The sequence below is a fragment of the Streptomyces sp. NPDC051320 genome (genome assembly GCF_040682175.1).
Lineage (GTDB): Bacteria > Actinomycetota > Actinomycetes > Streptomycetales > Streptomycetaceae > Streptomyces.
This window is the reverse complement of record NZ_JBFBAL010000005.1, coordinates 236,931-259,802: the sequence shown is the minus strand read 5'-3', so window position 1 is coordinate 259,802 and position 22,872 is coordinate 236,931. Positions and strand designations below refer to the sequence as shown.

20 protein-coding genes and 2 pseudogenes are annotated in these 22,872 nt (G+C 68.4%); 7 read left to right on the top strand and 15 right to left on the bottom strand.

The features are described from left to right. On the bottom strand, positions 1–1,287 hold the full coding sequence (locus AB0M87_RS13935; protein ID WP_365852338.1) for an extracellular solute-binding protein: 1,287 nt from the start codon (positions 1,285–1,287) through the stop codon (positions 1–3). 419 nt (positions 1,288–1,706) lie between these two features. Here AB0M87_RS13935 and AB0M87_RS13930 point away from each other — a divergent pair, with 419 nt between their 5' ends. From AB0M87_RS13930 to AB0M87_RS13915, 4 genes and pseudogenes are all read left to right on the top strand, one after another. After that, on the top strand, positions 1,707–2,732 hold the full coding sequence (locus AB0M87_RS13930; protein WP_365852336.1) for a LacI family DNA-binding transcriptional regulator: 1,026 nt from the start codon (positions 1,707–1,709) through the stop codon (positions 2,730–2,732). Positions 2,733–2,740: 8 nt separating this feature from the next. Beyond that, positions 2,741–2,830, top strand: a pseudogene (locus tag AB0M87_RS13925) (4-carboxy-4-hydroxy-2-oxoadipate aldolase/oxaloacetate decarboxylase); the annotation flags it as partial. Between the two features lie 132 nt (positions 2,831–2,962). Further along, positions 2,963–3,250 carry a putative quinol monooxygenase gene (locus AB0M87_RS13920; RefSeq protein ID WP_365852334.1) on the top strand — a complete coding sequence of 96 codons (288 nt, stop codon included), beginning with the start codon at positions 2,963–2,965 and terminating at the stop codon, positions 3,248–3,250. A gap of 96 nt (positions 3,251–3,346) precedes the next feature. After that, a complete protein-coding gene (locus tag AB0M87_RS13915) occupies positions 3,347–4,225 on the top strand; it encodes a hypothetical protein (protein ID WP_365852332.1) in 879 nt (292 codons plus the stop codon). Between the two features lie 28 nt (positions 4,226–4,253). On the opposite strand, the gene AB0M87_RS13910 is transcribed toward AB0M87_RS13915, so the two are convergent. After that, positions 4,254–4,637 (bottom strand): MerR family transcriptional regulator, encoded by a 384-nt coding sequence (locus tag AB0M87_RS13910; RefSeq protein ID WP_365852330.1) that lies wholly within the window; start codon positions 4,635–4,637, stop codon positions 4,254–4,256. A 93-nt stretch (positions 4,638–4,730) separates the two neighbouring features. Here AB0M87_RS13910 and AB0M87_RS13905 point away from each other — a divergent pair, with 93 nt between their 5' ends. Further along, positions 4,731–5,726: an aldo/keto reductase gene (locus AB0M87_RS13905; RefSeq protein ID WP_365852328.1), complete on the top strand. Its 996-nt coding sequence runs from the start codon at positions 4,731–4,733 to the stop codon at positions 5,724–5,726. Between the two features lie 62 nt (positions 5,727–5,788). On the opposite strand, the gene AB0M87_RS13900 is transcribed toward AB0M87_RS13905, so the two are convergent. Together AB0M87_RS13900 and AB0M87_RS13895 are read right to left on the bottom strand one after the other, a co-directional pair. Then, complete coding sequence (locus AB0M87_RS13900) at positions 5,789–6,583, bottom strand: aminoglycoside phosphotransferase family protein (RefSeq protein ID WP_365852326.1); 795 nt, start codon at positions 6,581–6,583, stop codon at positions 5,789–5,791. A gap of 73 nt (positions 6,584–6,656) precedes the next feature. Next, entirely contained in the window at positions 6,657–7,415 is a 759-nt protein-coding gene (locus tag AB0M87_RS13895; protein ID WP_365852324.1) for a LysR substrate-binding domain-containing protein, read from the bottom strand. A 58-nt stretch (positions 7,416–7,473) separates the two neighbouring features. Between AB0M87_RS13895 and AB0M87_RS13890 the strand changes: the two genes are divergently transcribed. Next, positions 7,474–7,878 (top strand): DUF5997 family protein, encoded by a 405-nt coding sequence (locus AB0M87_RS13890; RefSeq protein ID WP_365852322.1) that lies wholly within the window; start codon positions 7,474–7,476, stop codon positions 7,876–7,878. An 83-nt stretch (positions 7,879–7,961) separates the two neighbouring features. Here the strand turns inward: AB0M87_RS13890 and AB0M87_RS13885 are convergent, their stop codons facing one another. The 9 genes and pseudogenes from AB0M87_RS13885 to AB0M87_RS13845 all read right to left on the bottom strand — a co-directional run bounded on the left by AB0M87_RS13885 (position 7,962) and on the right by AB0M87_RS13845 (position 19,830). Next, entirely contained in the window at positions 7,962–10,646 is a 2,685-nt protein-coding gene (locus tag AB0M87_RS13885; RefSeq protein ID WP_365852320.1) for a SpoIIE family protein phosphatase, read from the bottom strand. Positions 10,647–10,704: 58 nt separating this feature from the next. Then, on the bottom strand, positions 10,705–11,301 hold the full coding sequence (locus tag AB0M87_RS13880) for a hypothetical protein (RefSeq protein WP_365852318.1): 597 nt from the start codon (positions 11,299–11,301) through the stop codon (positions 10,705–10,707). A gap of 73 nt (positions 11,302–11,374) precedes the next feature. Beyond that, on the bottom strand, positions 11,375–12,622 hold the full coding sequence (rocD, locus tag AB0M87_RS13875) for an ornithine--oxo-acid transaminase (RefSeq protein ID WP_365852681.1): 1,248 nt from the start codon (positions 12,620–12,622) through the stop codon (positions 11,375–11,377). A gap of 17 nt (positions 12,623–12,639) precedes the next feature. Next, entirely contained in the window at positions 12,640–13,455 is an 816-nt protein-coding gene (ddaH, locus tag AB0M87_RS13870; protein ID WP_365852316.1) for a dimethylargininase, read from the bottom strand. 120 nt (positions 13,456–13,575) lie between these two features. Then, positions 13,576–14,073: an Lrp/AsnC family transcriptional regulator gene (locus tag AB0M87_RS13865; protein ID WP_365852314.1), complete on the bottom strand. Its 498-nt coding sequence runs from the start codon at positions 14,071–14,073 to the stop codon at positions 13,576–13,578. A gap of 78 nt (positions 14,074–14,151) precedes the next feature. Next, positions 14,152–15,423: a GDSL-type esterase/lipase family protein gene (locus AB0M87_RS13860; RefSeq protein WP_365852312.1), complete on the bottom strand. Its 1,272-nt coding sequence runs from the start codon at positions 15,421–15,423 to the stop codon at positions 14,152–14,154. Between the two features lie 182 nt (positions 15,424–15,605). Then, positions 15,606–16,051: pseudogene (locus AB0M87_RS13855) on the bottom strand (nitroreductase family deazaflavin-dependent oxidoreductase). 50 nt (positions 16,052–16,101) lie between these two features. Then, entirely contained in the window at positions 16,102–16,917 is an 816-nt protein-coding gene (locus tag AB0M87_RS13850; RefSeq protein WP_365852310.1) for a ferritin-like domain-containing protein, read from the bottom strand. Between the two features lie 279 nt (positions 16,918–17,196). Further along, positions 17,197–19,830, bottom strand: coding sequence for a glycosyl hydrolase (locus AB0M87_RS13845; protein WP_365852308.1), 2,634 nt, complete (start codon positions 19,828–19,830; stop codon positions 17,197–17,199). Positions 19,831–20,143: 313 nt separating this feature from the next. On the opposite strand from AB0M87_RS13845, the gene AB0M87_RS13840 reads away from it, so the two are divergent. After that, positions 20,144–20,743, top strand: a complete 600-nt coding sequence (locus tag AB0M87_RS13840; RefSeq protein WP_365852306.1) for a GNAT family N-acetyltransferase — start codon at positions 20,144–20,146, stop codon at positions 20,741–20,743. A gap of 12 nt (positions 20,744–20,755) precedes the next feature. On the opposite strand, the gene AB0M87_RS13835 is transcribed toward AB0M87_RS13840, so the two are convergent. Then, complete coding sequence (locus AB0M87_RS13835; protein WP_365852304.1) at positions 20,756–22,009, bottom strand: FAD-dependent oxidoreductase; 1,254 nt, start codon at positions 22,007–22,009, stop codon at positions 20,756–20,758. 56 nt (positions 22,010–22,065) lie between these two features. Next, on the bottom strand, positions 22,066–22,785 hold the full coding sequence (gene folE / locus AB0M87_RS13830) for a GTP cyclohydrolase I FolE (RefSeq protein ID WP_365852302.1): 720 nt from the start codon (positions 22,783–22,785) through the stop codon (positions 22,066–22,068). Positions 22,786–22,872: the final 87 nt, after the last annotated feature.

Sequence of the window (22,872 nt, the reverse complement as noted above, 5' to 3'; positions counted from 1 at the left end):
TCAGCTCTGCTGCAGTAGCCGGTCACAGGCCTTGATAGCGTTGTCAAGAGCTTCCTTGGGGCTCTGCTTCCCCTGCAGCGCCTTGGCGATCTCGTTGCGCAGCGCGGTCTTCATCTGCTCACTGAAGAGAACGGGTGTGTAATTGACGGCCGTCTTCAGCGACTTGGCCGCGGCGATGCGGACACGGGTCTCGTCGGTTCCGTCCTCCTTGGTGAAGTACGGGTCGTTCAGGGATCCCGCGGTGCTCGGGAAGATGGCGACCTTCTTCGCGAACTCCATCTGCCTGGTGGCATCGGTCACGTAGTGCGCGAAGGCGACAGCTGCGGGCTTGTGCTTCGTGCGTGAGTTCACCATGACCCCCATGACGTACATGTTGGCGTTGCCCGTGTTACTGACCTGGTCGGTGATCCCGATGTTCTTGTACAGGCTCGGCGCCTGCTTCTTGAAGTTGGCCAGGTCCAGGGCACTGCCGGGGTTCATGGCCACGGATTCGGTGAGGAACTTGTGCCCGGAGGACTCCGGGGTGGCGGTCAGCGCCTGCGGGTCGAGCGCCTTGGCGTCGTACAACTCCTTGTAGTGCGTGAGGAGCTCGACCCCCTTCGAGTCGTTGAACGCGAAGCCGGTGCCTGCCTTGTTCATCAGCTGCCCGCCGTACCGGCCGAAGTCCTCGATGGTGGGGACGTTCGCGAGCGTGGCGACCTTGCCCTTGCTCTTCTTCGCGAGCTGCAGGCCGTCGGCGAAGATCTCGTCGTACGTGGTGGGCGGCTTCTCGGGGTCGAGTCCGGCCTCCTTGAACAGGCGCTTGTTGTAGAACATCGGCCCGGTGTTCAGATACCAGGGGAAGGCGTACGTACCCTGCATGCCCGGTACTTGGTGGGCTTTCCAAGCACCGTCCAGGTACTCCTTGCGGTATTGGGGGGCTGCTTTGTCCAGGTCCAGGGCGAGACCCGCCTTGGCGAGCGGCGCGACCAGGTCGGGCGACACATTGACGACGTCCGGCAGCGTTCCGCCGGCGGCATCGGCGCTGATCTTGTCGGCATATCCCTCGCCGGGCCGGTCGACCCACTTCACATGGGTGTCGGGGTACTTCTTCTCGAAGTCCGCGATCAGGCCGTTGAAGTAACCCTTGAAGTTGGCCTGCAGGTTCCAGGTCTGGAAGGTGATGTTGCCTTCGACCTTGCCGGAGGCGTCGGACGCGTCGCCGTCGCCGCCTCCTCCGCATGCGCTGAGCGGCAGGACGGTGGCGAGTACGACGGCAGCAGCGGCTGCTCTGCGAGGGATGCGCACGGTGGACGGCTCCTTTGCTCGGACCAGGCATACGGGCGGCGAGCCGAAATCTGCGTACCGTCGGCTGCTCACGCCCAGCAGACCTTGCAATGCTCTTCTGAGAAAGTCAATACATTCGCTTCCAAGCAGGTCTACGGCCCCACAAGCGTGCAGGTCAGAGCTATATGACCAGGTGCCTTCCGTCGGTGACTAAAGCGCTTTAGAATACGGTGACTCAAGCGCTTTAGTCTCACCAGGGACACGCCGAAGAATCGAGCACTTAAGATGCCCAGGTGAGCAGCACAGGGGTGCCGCGAGGCATGGCCGGCCCAACCGGAGAGAGTGGGACACGGATGGCAGGGAAGCAGCCGTCGGCAGGCGCCGGTTCGCCGCCCGGAACGGGCCCAACGGCCCGGCGCACGCCTGCGCGCCGTCCGACCATGAAGGACATCGCCCAGCGCGCGGGGGTCTCGGAGAGCGCGGTCTCGTTCGCGCTCAACGACCGGCCAGGCGTCTCGGAGGTGACACGCGACCGCGTTCGGCGGGTGGCCGAGCAGTTGGGCTGGCGGCCGAGCACCGCTGCCCGCGCGCTCTCCGGCGAGGGTTCGGCCACGGTGGGCATCGTGGTGGCGCGTCCGGCGGCGACCCTGGGAGTCGACTCGTTCTTCCTGCAGCTGATCTCCGGTATCCAGGAGGTCCTCGCTCAGCGCCAACTCGGTCTGCTGTTCCAGGTGGTGGAGGACGTGGTGGCGGAATGCGCGGTCTACCGGCGCTGGTGGGCCGAGCACCGGGTCGACGGGGTACTGGTGGTGGATCCCAGAACGGATGACCCCCGCCCCGCCCTGCTGGACGAACTCGGGCTGCCCGGCGTCGTCATCGGGGCGCTGCCCGGCAGTGACACCGGCGCACATCCGGGACTCTCCCAGGTGCGCGTCGATGACGCGGGCGCCATGGCGTCCATCGTCGAGCGGTTGCACGCATTGGGGCACCGCCGCATCGTGCACATCGCGGGGCTGCCCTCCCTCGCACACACCGACCGGCGCATCCGATCCCTGCGGGCGGAGGCCGACCGGCGCGGGCTGGTCGAAGCCAGGTCGGTGACCACGGATTACTCCGACACCGAGGGCGCGGCGGCCACCCGTGGAGTGCTCGAGGGCGACTCCCCGCCGACCGCGCTGATCTACGACAACGATGTGATGGCAGCTGCGGGCGCGGCCGGAGCCGCGGCACTCGGCTTCTCCGTTCCGGGCGATGTCTCCGTCGTCTCGTGGGAGGACTCGGCCCTGTGCCGGTTGGCCGTGCCGTGGCTGACCGCACTGTCCCGGGACACGATCGCCTTCGGCCGGACCGCAGCGCAGGAACTCGCCTCGCTGCTGGACGGCGGGTCCGCGCGAACGGTGCAGGTGCCGCTCCCCGGCCTGATCGAGCGGCAAAGCACGACGGTGGCCCGCGCCCCGCAGATGTAGGGACCGACCGGGACGGTCTGATGCGCCCTTACCTGCGGCCGGTCTACCCCGGCGCCAGGCTCTGCCGCCCCGCGGTCACCGTACTGCTGCAGCCGGGCATGTACACGATGCGCGAGCCGCTCACGGCCGCAGGGCTGCGGCATGTCGACTGACGAGCCTTGCGCACGGGCGTACGCGATCATGCTGGTAGTGACATCGCTACGCCCCGTGCCCGCATTGGAGACAGCACCATGGCATTCGCCGTCATCGCCCACTACCGCTGCGAACCCGCCGACGTGACCACGGTTCGTGCCGCGCTGCTGAAGCTGCGGGAGCGCACGCTGGCCGAACCGGGCAACCTGGCGTACGTGGTGCACGCCGAGGCGGACCGGCCCGGCTGTTTCGTGCTGTACGAGCAGTACACCGACCGTGCCGCCTTCGACGCGCACACGAAGGCGGACCACTTCGTCGAGCTCAATGTGGAATGTGTGCGGCCGCTGCTCACGGAACGCACGGTGACCTTCACCGAGGTGCTCTGAGGCGCAGACTCCCACCGCGCGTCCATTTGTCTACAGACACGTAGACGACTACGGTGCGTCACAGCGATGCAGCAAAAAGTAAACCGGGAGTGCGCTGTGGGACAGTCGGAATCTCTCGCCGAGGCGGACATCTCCGGTGAGAGCCTGTACGTGACGAAGAAGCTTCCTGAGGTCACTCCGGCCTTCTGGATCATGAAGATCGCCGCTACCACGCTCGGCGAGACGGCGGGAGACCTGCTCTCTCAGACGTTGCAACTGGGCTACTTCCTCACCACCCTCGCACTGTTCCTGGTGTTCGTGGTGACGCTGGTGGTCCAACTGCGGTCCAGGCGCTACAACCCGTTCTTCTACTGGACGGTCATCCTGTCCACCAGCATGGCCGGCACCACCACCTCCGACTTCATGAACCGTGACGCCAGTGCCAAGTTCCTCACGGCGGGTGCGACCTCGCTCGGCTGGGGACCGCAGGGCCTCGATCTGGGGTATCCCACGGGAGCGGCGATCCTGCTCTCCCTGCTGGTCGCCCTCTTCGTCGCTTGGCGGATCACCGGGCAGACGTTCGCGATCAGAGACATCGTCACCTTCCGTGGCGAGGCCCTCTTCTGGTCCGCGATCCTGGTGTCGAACACGCTGGGCACGTCCATGGGCGACTTCCTGTCCGACAGTTCCGGCCTCGGCTACGCCGGTGGCGCCCTGCTCGTGACGGGGTTGCTGACCGTGCTCGCCACTCTTGTGCGGGTGCCGGCGGTCCCCAACGTGGCGCTCTTCTGGATCGCGTTCATCCTCACCCGTCCCCTGGGGGCCACGGCCGGCGACTTCCTCACCAAACCGGCTGCCAAGGGCGGACTCGACCTGGGCACGGCAGGCTCCTCGGCCGTGCTCGTAGTCGTCCTTCTCGGCCTCATGGCCCACGCTCACCTGCACGAGCGCAGCGTCGCCGCTCCGCAGGACGGGCGCCCCGTCCAGTCGTCGTGACCCGCCGGGCCGTGCCCCCTAGGTCCGATCAGTGCGGCAGTACGGAACGGTAGTAGTCGATCTTGTCCCTCAGGTGCTTCCGCTGAGCTTGCAGCAGTGCCATCTGCTGCTGGACCGACGTGTCGTGCTTCTCCAGCAGCGCTATCCGCTCGGCCAGTGACTCCGTGTCTCCCGCGCGGGCCAGTTGGGCGTAGTGGCGCATGTCAGCGATGGGCATCCCGGTGTCACGCAGGCAACGAAGGATGCCGAGCCACTGGAGATCGTCCTCCGTGAACCGGCGGTGTCCGCTGGGAGCCCGGCCCACCCCGGACAACAGGCCGATGCGCTCGTAGTAGCGCAGCGTGTCGAGCGTGAAACCGGACTGCTCGGCGGTCTGGGCCGGAGTCAGGTAGTGCGGGGCGGTGTTGGTCATGCCTCGCATTCTGCCGGTACTTGACCTGGAGCGCGCTCCAGTTGTGAGCATCGAAGTGCAGCACGAGCAGACGATCCGGAGAAGAGGCCATCCATGCGTTACCGCACCCTGGGCACCCGTCAGGTTTCCGCACTGTGTCTGGGCACCCTGCCGCTCGGTTCAGCCGTCGACGAGACGACGTCCTTCGCCCTGCTGGATCGATTCGTCGAGCGCGGCGGCACCTTCGTCGACACCGCGAACTGCTACTGCTTCTGGCGTGCGGGCAGCGACGGCGGCGACAGCGAGCGTCTGCTCGGCCGCTGGCTGGCCGCGCGCGGCAACCGCGAGGAGATGGTGCTGGCCACGAAGCTCGGCGCCCTGCCCGCAGGGGCGGGAGCCTGGCCGGCCAATCGGGAGGGGCTGTCGGCGGGCGCCGTCCGCAAGGCGATCGGCGGCAGCCTGCAGCGCCTCCGCACCGATCGCGTCGAGCTTGTTTACGGGCATGTGGACGACCCGTCCACCGCGCTGGAGGAGACCGTCGCCGCTTTCGCCGGGCTGATCGAGGACGGTCTGGCCGAAGTGGTGGGTATGAGCAACCAGGGAGTTGAGCGCTTCACTCGTGCCCGTGAATTGGCCCGGCTGATGCGCGTACCCGGCTATGGGGCACTGCAACAGCGGCACACCTACCTGCGGCCCGGCCCGGAGGCGGATTTCGATTACCAGGTCGCCCTGGACGAGCCGATGCTCGCTTACGCGCGCAGTCGGCCCGACCTGACGGTCCTAGCCTACGGTGCGCTGCTGAACGGCGCGTACACCGAGCCGGCCAAGGCACTGCCTGCCGAGTACCAGCATTCCGGTACAGCACACGCGCTGAAGGTTCTGGCCGAGGTGGCGGCGGAGGCTGATGCCACGCCCAATCAGGTCGTGTACGCCTGGATGCTGGGAGATTCGCCGGCTGTCGTACCGGTGATCGGTGTCAGCCGCATCTCGCAACTGGACGAGGCGCTGGACGCGGTGGAGCTGGAACTGACCGCTGAGCAGCGGGCGCGTCTGGACACGGCCCGGTCGGAAATCCGAGCTGAGGCCGAGGAGACCGGCGAGCGACTCTGAAGTGAGAGGCGGGCCGCACGTCATGACGTCAGCCGCACCGGCCCTCCCCCGGGACACCGTCGTCATCCGGCGAGCAAGACCCGCTCCCAGTGTTCTTCGCGCTGTTCGATGTATGCGGCGTCGCCGCGCCAGGCATCTCCGTGGCCCCCCGCCCAGAGGGTCGTCCAAGGCTGGTTGCCGCGGGCGGCTTGGCCGCGGAGGAAGTCGTGCATGGAACGGGTGCGTCGGCCGAGCAGAGGTACGAGTTGACGTCGTTCGGCCTCATCGAGACCGTAGGCATCGGCGAAGACCCGCAGCCGGGCGCCGGCGTCGGCACACTGCCAGTCGGGGTGCGCCGACAGCGGGATGAAGCCGTGCATCGCATAGGCGACATCCCACAGGCGGGAGCCGGGGGCGGCGGTGTCCCAGTCGATGAAGGCCCAGTCGTCCTGCTCGGAGACCACGAGGTTCCAGGGCGCCAGGTCCTGATGGGCGATGATGCCGGCTTCGTCAGTGGCTCCCTCAGCAGGGATGAGCACCTGCCACTGGGCGTCGGACGGTGGCGTGAAGTCCTGCACGGCGTCGTGGAAATCCCTGATGAGTCGTGCGACGCGCGCCAGCCGCCGGGCGGGCCGCATCGAGGCGAACCGAGCGGGCCACACGACGTTGCCCGGCACGAAGGTCAGGACTTCCCGGCCCTGATCGTCGATGCCGAGGGGGCGCGGCGCCGCACGGAAGCCGCTCTCGTGGAGATGGGTGAGCAGTGCGTGCACCGCAGGGGTCCACGGGCCCGCGGGACGGCGTACCGTGTCGCCGACGCGGACGACTTCGGCGCTGACGTTCCCGCCGGACAACGGCTGCTCCTCGTTGTGCTGCACCGTGTCAGTCTCGCCGACCGCTCGCCGACGATCACCTTGATTTCGTTCCCGGCGGCCGTGCTCGAGGGCGTGGCTACGACCGGCGGCGAGGTTTGCCTCGCTTGCCGCCCTGTCCGCCGCCGGAGCCGCTGCGCGGATTCTTGCCGGTCGACCTGCCTGCGGCCGGCTTCAGTCGGGCGCCGCCTGTTTCGCGCTTACGTGGGGGCTGCTGCGGGGTCACCTGGCGGCCCCGTGAACTGTTGACGGTTCGCCCGCGGACGATCCCGATGAAGTCCTCCACCAGTTCGGTGGTTTCGTCCTGCGGCCACGACAGGGCGACGCGGGACTCGGGGACGTCCCGTATGGGCCGATAGGTGAGGTCCTTGCGGTGGTGCAGCCGGGCGAGCGACTGGGGGACGAGGAGCAGTCCCACCCCCGCCGCCACCAGTTCCACGGCGTCCGCCGTCGTGGCCGGGCGCTCGTTCGCGGGCTGCCCGGGCCGGTGCTCCCAGTCGAGGGTGTCGTCGAGGGGGTGCAGGACGATGTCGTCGGCCAGCTCCGCCACGGACACCTCGTCGACGGCCGCCACAACATGATCCTTCGGGACCACGACCACCGTCGTCTCGGTGTACAGGGGGATCGCGCTGAGGTCCGTCCGGTCGATCGGCAACCGTACGAAGCCCGCGTCGGCCCCGCCGTCCCGGAGCAGCGCGGCTGCTTCGGCGGCGGGCACCGCGACGAGGGTCAGAGGGACGTCCGGCAGCCGCTCGTTCCAGATCCGCACCCACTTCGTGGGTGTCACGCCGGGGACGTACGCGAGGCGGAACGAGGGGGGTTCTTCCGAGCCGGTCACCCCGCCAGGTTACCGGTCGTGGTCAGCGGCCCCGTACACGCTCGATACTCTTGACACCATGACGTCGCACCAGAAGACCCAGACGATGAAGCCATCAACCGCGGCGAAGAAGCTGGGTGTGTATCTCGAGGCCACTCCCGCGGAGTTCCAGGAGGGGGTCGTCTCGCGCGACGAGCTCGCCGCACTGCAGACGGATCCGCCGGAGTGGCTGCTGGAACTGCGCCGGGTCGGCCCGCATCCCCGGCCGGTGGTCGCGGCGAAGCTCGGTGTCTCCATCGCTGGTCTCGCCCGCGGCGGAGTCACGGAGGCCCTCACCACGGAGAAGATCGAGGCACTGAAGGAGGACCTTCCCGACTGGCTGCGGAAAGAACGTGCCACCCAGGCCGAGGTCCGCAAGGAAACGGTGCGTATCAAGGAGAAGAACGCGGCGCGGGGCGATCACGCCCCCGGCTCCCGTTCCTGACCCCGTGTTCCGTCGTGGGTCTGTTCCGGCCAGGGCCGGCGCAGGTGAGCCGCGATCGCAGTCCTCGACGCTGGTGCAGCGAGTCAGTCGCGATGCGCCAGCAGTGTCTGTTCGGCCCAGATGACCTTGCCGTCGCGGGTGTAGCGGGTCCCCCACCGGTCGGCGAACTGGGAAACGAGGAACAGCCCGCGGCCGCCTTCGTCGGTGGTGGCTGCCTGCCGCAGATGGGGCGAGGTGCTGCTGCGGTCGGAGACCTCGCAGATGAGAGCGCGGTCCCGGACGAGTCGTACGCCGATGGGTCCGGTGGCGTAGCGGATGGCGTTGGTGACCAGTTCGCTGAGGATCAGCTCGGTGGTGAACGCCGCTTCGGTGAGACCCCACTCGGCCAGCTTGCCGGTGACGTCGACCCGTATCCGGGACACTGCTGACGGATCGGACGGAACCTCCCATTCGGCCACGTCCGCGGCGTCCAGCCGACGGGTACGGCCGACGAGCAGCGCGATGTCGTCGCGGGCTCGTTTGGGGACAAGGACGCGCAGGACGGCCTCGCAGGTCTCCTCAGGCGTCCGGTCGGCGTGGTCGGCGAGAGTGCGCCGGAGGAGTCCCAGCCCTTCGTCGATGTCGCGGTGCCGGTCCTCGACGAGTCCGTCCGTGTAGAGGACCAGCCGGCTGTTCTCCGGGAGCTGTACTTCCGTCGTCTCGAAGGGAAGGCCCCCGAGACCGAGCGGTGGGCCGCCGGGGACGTCTGCGAATGCCGCGGTGCCGTCCTGATGGACGATCACCGGCTGGAGGTGCCCGGCCCGGGCCATGGTGCAGCGTCCGGACACCGGATCGTAGATCGCGTAGAGGCAGGTGGCGCCGGTGACCCCCGCGTCGGCGCCGTCGAGTGCCTCCTCCTGGTCGATCCCCGCCACGAGTTCGTCGAGATGCCACAGCAGTTCATCGGGCGGCAGGTCCAGGGTGGAGAAGTTGTGGACGGCGGTACGCAACCGTCCCATGGTCGCGGCGGCGTGGAGTCCGTGCCCCACCACGTCGCCCACCACCAGGGCCACCCGGGCTCCGGGCAGCGGGATGATGTCGAACCAGTCCCCGCCCACTCCCCCGAGCCCGCCGAGCCCAGCCTGCGCGGGAAGGTACCGGTAGGCGGCGTCGATGGCGTTCTGTTCGGGCAGACCGCGTGGCAGCAGGCTGCGCTGCAAGGTCACGGCCATGGTGTGCTCGCGGGTGTAGCGGCGTGCGTTGTCGATACTCACCGCGGCGCGGGCGACAAGCTCCTCGGCCAGGGACAGGTCCTCCTCCTCGAATGGTGCGGGCTGCTCGGAACGCCAGAACATGGCCACTCCCAGGACCACACCGCGGGCGCGCAGCGGCACCGCGATCATGGAATGGATCCCGCACTCGATCAGCTGCCGGGCCCGTACCGGATTCTGCTGTTGCCAGTCGGAGAGCGCACCCAGGTCCGCTTGCAGGACCGCCTCGCCCCTGCGGAGACCGGAACCCATCGGCGTGATCGGCAAGAAGCGGATCACCGAGCCCAGCGGGTAGAGCCCGGTGTCCTCCCGCAGGCCGCTGAAGGCCATACGGCGCATGGTGCCGCCCGCACCCCTGGCCGTCGGCTCCTCGCCCCGCAGCACGGCCTCCGCCAGATCCACGGTGACGAAATCGGCCAATCGGGTCCCGGCGAAGTCGGCCAGTTCCTCGCAGGTCCGCACCACGTCGAGGGTCGTGCCGATCTCCGCGCCCGCGTCGTACAACAGCTTCAGCCGTCCCCGTGCCACATCGGCCCTGCCGGTGAGCGCCCGCAGATCGGTGGTGTCACGCAGCGTCGCCACGCTCCCGGGCGGGCCGCCGTCCTGGTCCGTCGGGCGCTGGTTCACGGCGAGCAGCCGGTCCCCGATGGGGTGGACCTCGTCGGTCGCGGCTCTTCCGGAGACCAGCAGCTCGGTGGCGACCGGGTCGAGACCGAGCTCGGTCACCGAGCGCCCTTCGACGTCCGCCGACAGGCCGAGCAGCCGTCGTGCCTCGTCATTGGCGAGCAACAGCCGGCCCTCGCCGCCGACAATGAGCACCCCTTCCCGTACGGCGTGCAGGACGGCGTCGTGGTGCTCGTACATCCGGGTCATCTCGGTGGGCCCGAGGCCGTGGGTCTGCCGGCGCAGCCGCCTGCTCACCAGCGCGGTCCCACCCGTGGTGACAAGCAGGATGCCTCCGGCGGAGCCGAACAGGAGGGGAAGCTGATCCGTCACGACGCCGCTCACTCGTTCGATGGTGATCCCGGCGGACACCATCCCCACGACCTTGCCGTCTCGGCCGAAGACGGGCACCACGGCCTGCACCAGGGGCCCGATGGTCCCGTTGATCGTTTCGGTGCTGACGTGACCGGCGAGCGCGGGCCGCAGGTTACCGACGAACTTCTTTCCGATCCGGTTGGTCAGGGGGTGCGTATAGCGGATTCCCTGCCGGTTCAGCACGACGACGAAGTCGACGCCGGATCCCTTGCGGGCGGCTTCGGCCCGTGGCTGCAGCACGGCAGTCGGATCCGGGCTCGCCAGTGCCTTCTCCATGCCGGGCGCGTTCGCGAAGGTCTGCGCCACGGCGACCGACCGGTTGCGGGCCTCCCGTTTGCTGTCGGCCCGGGACTCCAGGACGAGCGCGGTCAGGGCGGCGGCGACGAGCAGCACCACGATCGCCACCTGCAGGAGAAAGACCTGGCCTGCGACAGTTCGCATCCTGAGAACCGAACGCGGGCGGCCGTAGCGTCCGGCCATGACCTCTTTCTACACCCTCGGCATAGGCCGGGCGAACCGCGCACCGGCAGCGGGGGCGTCAGGACCTGGCCCGTGCCCGGCGCGACACCACCGCACGGACGACATGGCGGCCTTCCGTCGTCAGGTCGAGAGCGCGGCGCAGGGCCCCGGGCCCTGGATCCGAGAGCAGCCCCAGGATCTGTTTCTGACGCCGGAGTTCCGCCACGACGAGGGGTGCCGTGCCATGAGCGCCGTCCTCACGTGCTGCGGTCACGGACCAGGTGGCATCGCAGGTGCCGGACAGAATCCGGTGGACCTCCAGCGCGGCAGCGGAACACGAGTCGGCCCAGGCGTACAGCGGGCCACGGGCGGAGGCGCCTGCCGTGCCCTCAAGGTACGGAAGGAGATCGGCAGGCGCCTCGTCGAGCATGGTCCGAGTGAGCTCCGCCGCCCTGACCAGGCCCGCGTCGACCGCGGTGCCCGGGCACACCGGCGCGGACCGCGCGGAGCCCAGGCCTTCACTCCAGCCTCTGCCTCCGTTCGCGAGCCCTGTCCACAACGGCCGCAGGACCTCGTCGTCAGCGCACAACAAGGGCACACAGCGGTCGAGGCAGGCGAGCCCGCTCACCGCGAGGCCTCGTTCATCGGCCTGCGAGATCACTTCCACCACGCTCATCACGTCTCCGTCTGCACGACCGGGCATGTCCCTTTCAGCGCACGGAGCCGCAGAAACGTCACACCAGCGGCGGTCATCGAGGGCGGTAAAGCACCTTCTGCAGCGAATCGAGCGCCGATTCCAGCTCCTGCCGGGTCAGAGTCAGCGGCGGGGCCAGCCGGATCGTCGAACCGTGGGTGTCCTTGACCAGGATGCCCTCGGCGAGCAGCCGTTCGCTGATCTCCCGTCCCGTGCCGATCGCCGGGTCCACATCGACGCCTGCCCACAGTCCGCGGGCCCGGAAGGCGAGCACCCCGCGGCCGACCAGTTGGGACAGCCGCTCGGTGAGCACACCGCCCAGGTCGCCGGCACGCTGCTGGAACTCGCCGGTGTTCAGCAGGTCGACGACCGCGGTGCCGACGGCGGCGGCCAGCGGGTTGCCACCGAACGTCGAACCGTGCTCGCCGGGACGCAGGACGCCCATCACGTCCCGGCGCCCGACGACCGCGGAAACGGGAACGATGCCACCGCCGAGCGCCTTGCCCAGCAGGAGCAGGTCGGGGAGCACGCCCTCGTGCTCCACGGCCAGCGTGGCGCCGGTGCGGCCGAGGCCGGACTGAATCTCGTCGGCGATGAACAGGATGCCTCGACGGCTCGCCAGTTCGCGGACACCCGCCAGGTATCCGTCGCTCGGGATGCGGACGCCGGCCTCACCCTGGATGGGCTCCAGGAGGACAGCCGCCGTCGTCTCGTCGACGGCAGCCTCCAGGGCTGCCAGGTCATCGTAGGGAACGGTGCGAAATCCCGGGGTGAACGGGCCGAAGCCGGTACGCGCCGTCGGGTCGTCGGAGAAGCTGACGATGGTGGTGGTGCGCCCGTGGAAGTTGCCGGAGGCGACGATGACGGTCGCCCGGTCCTCGGCGACTCCCTTCACCTCGTACGCCCATTTGCGAGCGATCTTGACGGCGCTCTCCACGGCTTCGGCTCCGGTGTTCATCGGAAGCGTCATGTCGAGCCCGGTCAGTTGGGCGAGACCCTCGGCGAATCCGGCGAGGCGGTCGTTGTGGAAGGCTCGTGAGGTCAGGGTGACGTGGTCGAGCTGACTGCGGGCCGCCTCGATGAGGGCGGGGTGGCGGTGACCGAAGTTGAGTGCCGAGTAGCCGGCCAGCATGTCGAGGTAACGACGGCCTTCCACGTCCCGCACCCACGCGCCTTCCGCGTGTGAGACGACCACGGGCAGCGGGTGGTAGTTGTGCGCGACGCAGGCCTTCTCCGCCTCGATCAGGGCCCCCGAAGAACGGCGAACGGTCGCGTCCTGTGCGGTCCTGTCCTGGGCGGTCATATCCTGAGCGGTCGTGGTCATGCGGTTCGTACCTCCTGGGTGCAGCACTTGGCGCCGCCGCCGGCCTTGTGCAGTTCTGACAGGTCGACGGGGACGGGGACGTATCCACGGCCCGCCAGCTGGTTGATGAGCCCGGTGGCCCGAGGCGCCACGATGACGTGGCGGCCGTCGGACACCGAGTTGAGCCCGAAGGTGAGCGCGTCCTCACGGGTGGCGATGATCGCGTCCGGGTAGAGCGCGCGCAGCACCTCCCGGCTGCCGGGCGAGAAGGCGTCCGGGTAGTACGCGATGTTCTCGTCGTCCAGGGCGAACAGCGCCGTATCGAGGTGGTAGAAGTACGGGTCGATCAGCCGCAGGCTGATCGTGGGGACGCCGAGAAACTCCTGGGCTTCCTGATGCGCGGTGGGAACGGTGCGAAATCCCGTGCCCGCCATGAGGAATCGGCCGACGGGTACCAGATCGCCCTCGCCCTCGCAGGTGGACTCGGGTTCGTGGACGTCGAATCCGGCGTCCTTGAACCAGGCCTCGAAGGCCGCCGCTTCCGGTTGGCGCTGCGGTGCGTGGAAGCGGGAACCGAGGACTCGTCCGCCCATGACGACAGCACCGTTGGCGGCGAAGACCATGTCGGGCAGATCGACTACCGGATCGACCGTCTCCACGGTGTGGCCGAGGCGGCGGTAGGTGTCGACGAGGACACGCCACTGGGCCAGGGCTCGCTCCCGATCTACCTCGACACCGTCGGCCATCCAGGGGTTGATGGTGTAGCGCACGTCGAAATGACGTGGTTCGCACAGCAGGTAACGGCGCGGGCGCGCGACAGGAATGGACGGCACCAGGGGTTTCCTTCCGCCGAAACAACTCTGAGGTTGCCAGCAATCGTAGAAATCCATGGTGCCGAACGGCAAGGACCGTCGATTGTGCGAACGCGCAGCTTCGTTGCGTTCCGCCCCGGTTCAGTGGCGTTTCTTTTCGTCGACCGGATCAGTCGTCAGATCCGTCGCCTGATTGGCGGGCAACAGGTGCGTCAGGACCATGACACTGTTGGTCCGGTGGACGAAGGGTTCGGCCCTGATGCGCTCCAGGACCTCCTCGAAGTGCTCCATGTCCGCCGCTCTGATGTGCATCAGGGCATCGGCGCCTCCGGTGACCGTCATCGCCTCCACGACCTCCGGGTAGGTGCGGGCGACTTCGGCCAGCCTGCGCGGCGGTGCGGCGCTTTCGCAGTAGACCTCGACATAGGCCTCGGTGCGCCAGCCCAGCGCGCTGGGGCGCACCAGTGTCGTGAAGCCCGTGATGACCTCGGTGTCCCGGAGCCGGTCCACCCGCCGCTTCACCGCGGCCGGCGACAGCCCGATGTCCTGTCCGATCTCCACGAAACTCACGCGGGCGTTGGCTACGAGCGCCGCAAGGATCTTGCGGTCGAGGTCATCGAGGGCGGGCTGACGGGCCATGAGTCAGTGTGCACCTTTCCGTCATGCCCGTCGCGGAAATCGCGCTCGATTCCACGACGGCCCGGGGCTGACACTGGCTCAGTGACGGGTCGACGCGAGAAGCAGGGGCAGCGAGATCGTATCCGCCTCCGCTTGCTGCCCGGCGACGTTCACATGGATGCCGTCGCCGTTGTCGTAGACCCGGTTGATGCTGTTGGGGTGCACCGGGTCCTTGATGACCTGGTCGAAGTCGATTACGCCGTCGCACGCACCGCCACAGCTTCCCTGGTTGGAGGCGTACATGCCGACATCCCAGCGGTACCGGTTCATCTGATCGGTGTACGAGGGCCTCGGGGTACTCGGAACCACATACACCTTGATCCCCTCTCCGTGCAGGCGAGTGAAGACCTGCCGGTAACTGTCGATGATCTGGGCCGAGGTGCAGCCGTCCGCCAGGTCGTTGGTTCCGTAGAAGAAGATCACACCGGTGACGCCGTGCAGAGCGAGGACGTCACGGCCGAGTCGCGGGGCCGCTTCCAGGCCCACGACGCCCGCGGGTTCGCTGGGGCATTCTTCCGAGCTGGTGGTGCCGCCGATGCCGGCGTTGGCGAGGGTGAACTGCTGATGTGCGGTCAATTCCCCGGTCACCCGCCGGGCAAGGTCGTCCGTCCATCGCTGGTTGTTGCCGCTCGTGGTGCAGCCGGGTCCGCAGTTGGTGCTGCCGGTACCGTCCACGACCGAGCTGCCGTACGCGACGACCGTTCCGCGGAGCCGTGGGTTGTGCACGTCGACCGCGCTGACCAGGTACGTCGAGCCGACGGTCTGGGTGAACGCCGCACCGTCGGTGTCCCGGACGTGGTCACCGCTGCCGGCCGGAGTCAGGTAGTTGTCACGGAACGCAGAAATGTGGCGGCCGGGCCTGGCGGTCCCCGGTACGTACAGACTCACCGCCAGATCGGCCTCCGGTTCGGTGCCGAGGCCGACCGGATCGCTCCACGCTTCGCCACCCACGGGCACGGTGACCGAGCGGTCGCCGTGGAAGGTGAGCGTGTGACCGGTACCGCCGCGAACCGCCGGTCCCGTCCCGTCGCTGAGGGCCACGGCGCCCCTGGCGATCTCGAGTGGCTCCGTGCCGAACTGGTTCTGGATACGGATCCGAACGGCGTCCCCTCCCTGGCTCAGGTGCGTCAGGGAACGAACCGACTGGTTGCGCAACGGCGAGGGCGCGGCGTCCTGTTGGGACTCCGCCCACGCTGTGTACCAGCCCCCGTCGTGGGCTGCACGTACCGAGGTGGCTCCGGTTGCCTGCACCGCGCCGCCCAGCGACAGCAGGAGCACCGGCACACCCAGCAGCGCACCGAGCCGCAGCATCCGCCCGGCTCCTCGCCCTGTTCGCTTCATATCCCCGCCCTCAGCATCGCGATCCGTGGCGTGGACAACGTTGTCGACCGCTGCCCGGCACCACCTCGCAAAGGACCGTAGGAGACCCGGCGGCTTACGACAAGACCGCCGAACGGGCTGGGGAGCGCCTCGGGAAGCTCGCGATGGTCGGGTCAGTGCCCCTCGGGCGCGGCCTCGAGGACGAAGACCGGAATCTCACGGTCGGTCTTCTTCTGATAGTCGGCGTAGTCGGGAAACGCCGCGACAGCGCGCTCCCACCACACGGCCTTCTCATCTCCGGTCACCTCACGGGCAGTCATGTCCTGGCGCACCGGGCCATCCTGCAGCTGCACCCTCGGGTCCGCCACCACGTTGTGGTACCAGACGGGATGCTTGGGAGCGCCCCCCAGGGATGCGACGGCGGCGTACTTCCCGTCGTGCTCCACCCGCATCAGCGGGCTCTTGCGGATCTTCCCGCTCTTCGCGCCGCGGTGGTGAGAACGATGACGGGCAGGCCCCGCATCACTGTCCCCTCGGTGCCGCCGGAGCTCTCGTACAAATCGACCTGATCGCGCACCCATTGTTCCGGACTCGGCTCGTACTGACCCTCAAGAGGCATGGTTCCAGCGTCCCATCTCAGAAGTTGCCCGTGACGTGCGACTGCAGGGGTCACAGCCGACGTGACGAGCTTCGCTCACTGGCCGGGGCCGGCGCAACGGGCGACGCGCCGCCCAGCGCGTTTTTGCGCGCGGGCATGCTCAGGCTCACCATCCGGCGCCAGCCGCCCATGTGTTCGTACCCGTACAGGCCGTGGATACCCGCGGCCAGCACACCGGCCTTGCCCTTCGGCCAGTCGAGCAGTCGGCCCATCTCACCCATCACCGCGAGAGTGACCTCCCGGTACACCCGGATCTCGGCCAGCGCGCTTTCCCTCAGCACCGTACGGATGGTGCGTGCGTGGCCCTGCGCTGCGAGCCGGAGCAGTTCCTCATGACAGTAGGCGAGGTGGTTGTCCTCGTCCTGACTGATCATTCTCACCGCCCGGCCGAGCTCGGATGCCGCGCCGAGACATTTCACCAGAACGTGCATCTGATCCGCGGCCCGCTGTTCGGTGACCCGGCTGTGGGCGAGGTAGACGACGATGTCCCGCTCGGACAGCTGCTCACTTCCGTGCAACTTCTGGTGGCTCAGCCCGATTCCCTGCCGCTCCAGCAGCATCGTGTAGTCGGTCTCCGGCGGCACCGCCACCGGATCGAGACCGCGCTTCCTGAGCAGGGCGTTGAAGATCCGGCCGTGCTTGTCCTCGTCCGCGCCGTGCCGGGCGATCTTCGGTGCGAGATCGCGCATGCTGTCGGGTACCAGAGCGGCGATGCGACCGTTCTCCCAGCCACCCTGGGACTCCCCGCCTGCCGCGATGGAGCAGAAGAGACGGAAGGAGTGCTCGCCATCGACGATTTCCTGGAGAATGCTCCGCGCCGAAAGCATCACTGCCACCTCCGTGCACCAAGGCGCCCACAATCCGGTTCAGGCTCTGACGAAAATCAGTCAAATGCCATAACCGCGAACCGGCAATCCATGATCCCGGGCTAGGACCGGCCGGTGGGCCGTGTGGCGCAGGCGGACGCCGATTGCGACGGTGGACGTAGCGACACCGGCCCTTACGCCGAAGGGGTGACGGCGCAGCCACCCCGGGCGGGGAGGTACCTCACGGTCACGCCACGGGCGCCGGACCCGGCAGGTCCGGCGCCCGTGATCACCGTCGGGTCACCTCAGACCGCGCACGGACATCGTGTAGATGCCGCGACCGTGGGTGGCCGCGTACAGCTTGTCGTCCGGGCCGATCCTGAGCTGGAGCACGGCCACCGCGGGCAGTGAGCCGAGCCGCTCCCACCGCGTGGTGCGGTGTCCGCGGTAGACGACTCCCAGATCGGTGGCGACTGCGAGTCCGCCACCCGGCAGGACCACCGCCGCGTCGGCGGGAATGTCCGGAAAGTTTCCGGAGATGTCCTGCCAGGTGCTGCCACCGTCCTTGGTCTCGAAGACGTGGCCGACCCCCGCGCCGGGGCCCTCGGTCCACTGGCGGGAGAAGCCGTTGACCGTGAGGTAGGCGTGGTCGGCGTTCGCCGGGTCGATGGCGAAGCCGCTGAGGTAGCGGTTGGGCACGGAGCCGTCCACCGGAAGGGCGACCTGGTGCCAGCCGGTGCCGTCCGCGTTGCCGACCGCGATGCCGCGGGTGAAGTCCTTGCTGTCGCACGGACCGCACCAGGCGGCATAGACCTTGCCGCCCGAGGAGGCCACCGCGGTAGCGGTGTGCCCCTCGCCGAGGTCGAACGCGCTCGACCACTCCGCGCTGCTGCGGATCGCGTAACCATGGGTCTGGACCCACACATGCCGGCCGCCGGCGACCCAGGTCGAACTGTCCTTGCCGTCCGCTGCCATGGGGGCGACGAAGCGGGCCTCGCCGGTCAGGTTGTCCGGCGGGGCCACGGAGTACGAGGTGGCGTTGGCCGGGTCGTCCTCCCACGAGCCGTCGTTGACGGCGCAGTTCTGGGTGACCTGGATCTGCAGGTAGACGTAGGCCTGGGCGATGTTGCAGCCGTTGGCGGGGTCGGTGATCGTATCGGTGCCGTCACCGCCGAAGTTGGAGCCCATCACCTTGTCATTGCTGCGCAGCTCCGACTGGCCGTTGTCCTGCAGGCCACCGGTGACCGAGACGCCACCGTGGTCGAGGTCCTTGCCGATGCCCACCGAGTAGTACTGCAGGGTGTCGATGGTTCCGTCGTTCAGCGAGGTCCAGTCGGTGGCGTGACCGTCGGCGTCCTGAGAGCCCTGCACCGGACGCCTGTACGCTCCGCCGTCGTTGCCGACGTAGACGTACGCCTTCCCGTGGTAGCGGCCGATCGCGACACCGTGCTGGTCGGAGTGTGTGGTCGGGTTGCAGTCACCCGTCTGCTCCGCGGGATCGATGTTCCAGCAGGTGAAGCCGAAGTTCCAGTACGGGCCGACGGTGGACCACCGGGCGCCGCCGTCCTGGCTCTCGTAGACCTCCTCGAGACCCGCGTAGACATGATCGGCATGCCCGGGGTCCACGGCGAGGAACTGGTTGTACCAGGCCTGCACACCCGGCATGTACCCCGGGTCGGTGAGCGCCGAGCCCGAGGCGGCCAGCTGACGGTAGTCGGCGGTTTTCGTCCAAGGGCCGAACGGAGAGCCGGACTTGGAGACGTAGATGCCTTCCAACGAGCTGTCCGGGTTGTTCTCCAACTGCTTCGGCGACTGGTCGATGGCGTAGTAGCGCGACCCGTCGGCGGAGGCGGCGAAGGTCACCTCTCCGACCGTGTCCGGGTCCGACGGGAGGTCGCCCAGACCCGTTGTCAGCCTCTGCCAACTGCCGTCCTTCTTGGCGTAGAAGCCGTTGTAGTCGTCACCGCTGCGCCAGCCGACCGCGAGCACGACCCGGGAAGGGTCCTTCGCGTCGATGGCGATGTCGTTGGTGATGTTCTTGTATGCGGCCTCCGGATCGTGCGCCTTGGCGTGACCCGGCAGGTAGTCCGGATTCGGGGCGTACTCCAGCTTCCAAGCACCCGAGAGGCGGCTGGTGGAGTGGGACCACACGCCTTCGCTGGTTGCCGCCCACACCCGGCCGCCACCGAACCGGAGTTGGTGGATGGTGGTGCTCTCCAGTTCGTTACCGCCGACTCTGCCGCGCTGCGAGAACGTGCCGTGGTGAGGACCCGCCAGCACGTAGACGCCGCTGCCGAGATAGGAGTCCGCGTTGGTGGTGGCCTCACCGGTGCCCAGCCACAGCCGGCCGGCACCGTCCAGCGCCAGCGCTCCGGTGGACTGGGTCGGCAGCTTGTCGCTGATGGGCGCCCAGTGACCGCCACCGGTGCGGGAACGCCAGACACCGCCTCCCGCGCTGCCGGCGTACACGTAGCCGTCGTTGTCGGCGGCCATCGCGGCCATCCGGCCGGTGACCGTGCCGGATCCGCCACTCGAGTTGGAGTCGAAGTCCCGATAGCGGGGGTCGTCGGAGTCGTACGGCAGGTCGGTGATGTTCTTCCAGCTGCCGCCGGCACGGCGCAGGCCGTTCAAGCTGCTCCAGGCAGCTCCGTAGGCGCCGGGCGATACCACCCCCGGCGCGGTGCGGGCTTCGGCGAACTGGTCCGCGCCCTCGGCGATTTCGTCGGATTCGTTACCGTCGTCATCACCTGCCACCTGGGCGGTGAAGTTGCCGTGGGACGCCGTACGTTGGTGTGCGAGGCGGTCCATGGCGCGGGGGCCGAAGGGGCTCGGTTTGCCGCCGGACGCCGCGCCTGCGGGTACGGCACATAGTGCGGCGGATGCGGTGATGGCGCAGATCGTGAACCATCGTCTCTTACGGGCGGATGATGCCACCGTGTTCCCTCCCGATGCGGGCTCTGTGTCAGCCGATCGGGATAGACCTGATCACGGTCATGCGAGCAAGCGTGCTCAGGTGTACGAGATTTGGCCAAATATTTGTCAGGACCCTGCCACGAAGTGGCCTGACATGCTCTGGCTAGGAACTCCCGGTGGGGACGCCCTCTCGCAGAAACGGGCGCCGGAGCCGGAACATGATCGCCAGGAAGCGCCCGAGGGCCGCGGAACCACCGCACCGACCGATCCACCTGGGACCGAATGCGCACTTTTGACCGGCAATGTCCATACTTACGGTGATATTGTCGAGGTCATGGTTGACCGTACACACCGTGTCGTGATCGAAGGTTCGCGCATCATCACTCCCCGGCTGACCCTGCGGCCCTGGGCCACGCGTGATGCCGAAGCGGCGCTGGCGATCTACGGCGCGGGGGAAGTCTCCCGATGGCTGGCCCCGGCACTGGACCCGGTGGCCGATGTGGCAGCGATGCAGCGACTGGTGGATCGGTGGGTCGCCGAAGCCGACACGCTGGAGCCGCCACAGGGCCGCTGGGCGGTCGAGCTACGGGAAACGGGCCAACTGGTGGGTGGAGTCAGCCTGCTGCCCTTGCCCCCCGACGAGGGCGATCTCGAGATCGGCTGGCAGCTGGCCCCGAACGTCTGGGGCCGGGGCCTGGCCGCCGAGGCGGGGCATGCCGTCGCGCATCAGGCCTTCGAGTCGCCCTCGGGCATCGAGGAGCTCTTCGCCGTGCTGCGGCCGCGCAACAACCGGGGGGCCGCCACAGCCCGGCGCGTGGGGATGGAATGGGTCGGGGAGACCGACAAGTACTACGGACTGCGGCTGCAGGTCTACCGTCTGCGAAAGGGAGACCTCGACGACTACGGCCCCACTACGACGCTCCGGGCGCATTGACCGACTCCGGTGTCACTCGGACGACGGCCCGGCGCTCGGGACGAGGTCCGTCAGCGGCACGCCGGGGTCGGCCAGCGCCTCCGCGTCGACGGGGCGCCCCCCGGTCACGAGTGCGCGAATCGGGTCGGTCACGTCCCAGACGTTGACATTCATCCCCGCCAGCACCCGTCCACCGGAGAGCCAGAAGGCGATGAACTCACGATTCTCGGTGCTGCCTCGGAAGACGACCTGGTCATAGGCGCCCGGTTCGACGTAACCCGTGTACTCCATGCCCAGGTCGTACTGGTCGGTGAAGAAGTAGGGCATGCGGTCGAAACTCACGTCCTGGCCGAGCATGGCCCGGGCCGCCGTCCGTGGCTGATGGAGTGCGTTCGCCCAGTGCTCGACGCGGATGTGTTTGCCCAGCACGGGGTGGAACGCGGCGGCGACATCACCGGCTGCGTAGATGTCCGGGTGCGACGAACGGAGTCGCGCGTCGACGCGGATGCCGTTGCCCACGTCGAGGCCGGCCACCTCGGCCAGCCGGCTGTTCGGCACGATGCCGACGCCGACGACAACGGCGTCCGCCGCGATCCGGGCGCCGTCACCGAGCCGGACTCCGTCGGCGCGGCCGTCCCTCCCGGTGATCTCCGCCACCTGGGTGCCGAACCGGAGGTCGGCTCCGTGCTCGGTGTGCAGCCCGGCGAAGATCTGCGCGACCTCCTGGCCCAGTACCCGCAGAAGCGGGAGTTCCGCCGCCTCCAGCACCGTCACCTCGACACCGGCAGAGCGAGCGGCAGCGGTGGTCTCCAGACCGATCCAGCCGGCTCCGATCACCACGATGCGCGACGCGCTGCGCAAGGTTTCCTTGAGGCGGTCGCTGTCCCGGAGCCGTCGCAGATACAGCACCCCGTCGAGGTCCGCCCCCGGTACCGGCAGAAGGCGGGGCGATGACCCGGTCGCCAGCAGCAGCTTCGCGTAACCGATGCGACGGCCGTCGCTGAGCGCCACCTCATGGCCGTCCGCGTCGATGCCGGTGACCGCAGTGCCGGTCCGCAGGTCGACCTCGTGATCCGCGTACCACTCCTGCGGGTGCACGTAGACGCTCTCCTGCTCGGACTTGCCCAGCAGGTAGCCCTTCGACAGGGGCGGGCGCTCGTAGGGGCGCTCGGTCTCGTCACCCAGCAGGACGACCGGGCCGTCGAAGCCTTCGGTGCGCAGGGTTTCGGCGGCCTTCGCACCGGCGAGACCCGCCCCGGCGATGACGAATGCTCTGTTTCCTGCCATGTCCAGCTCCTCCGTCGGGGGCCCGGATGTGTCGGGGATCGGGATGCGTCGCGAGTTCAGGACGCGATGCGGGTGAGGGCGAGGAATTCGCTGCGGGAACGCTGATCCCGGCGCAGCAAGCCCAGCAGAGCGGACGTGACGGTGGTCGAGCCGGTGGCCTGGACGCCTCGCAGTGTCATACACGTGTGTTCAGCCTCGATGACGACTCCAACCCCTTTCGGATCGAGGTGCAACTGCAGCCAGTCGCCGATCTGCTTGGTCAGGCGCTCCTGCACCTGGGGGCGACAGGCGAAGTGCTCGACCACCCGGGCGAGCTTGGAGAGCCCCAGGATCCGCTGTCCCGGCAGGTAACCGACGTGCGCGGTGCCGACGAAGGGCAGGAGGTGGTGCTCGCAGACCGAGCGGAAAGGAATGGAACGGGCGAGCACCAGTTCGTCGTATCCCTCGTCGTTGGGGAAGGTGGTCAGGTCGAAGGCCCGGGGGGTGAACAGTTCGGCGTAGGCGCGAGCCATCCGGCCGGGCGTGCCCTGCGTACTTTCGGTGTCCGTACGTATCCCGAGCGCATGCAGGAACCGGCGTGCCGCCTCTTCCGCCGCCTCCAGGTCGACACCGTCCGTCTCGTTCACCACCCGCAGCGGGGTGTGCGGCGTGACCGGACTGCCCTTCCGCGACCGGGGGGTCGGGGCTGTGGCGGCGAAGTGCGGATGCTGCCCGGGCGGTCCGGCGATCGGTGTGATCAGCGGAGGCTGCGCCCGAAGCTGGGGCTCACTCGTCATGGCACACCTTCTTGATGCGGGACATCGATGGGTCTTGCTGATGGGTCTTGCTCGCAATTTCACTAACAAGTATTGGTTTTATTGCCG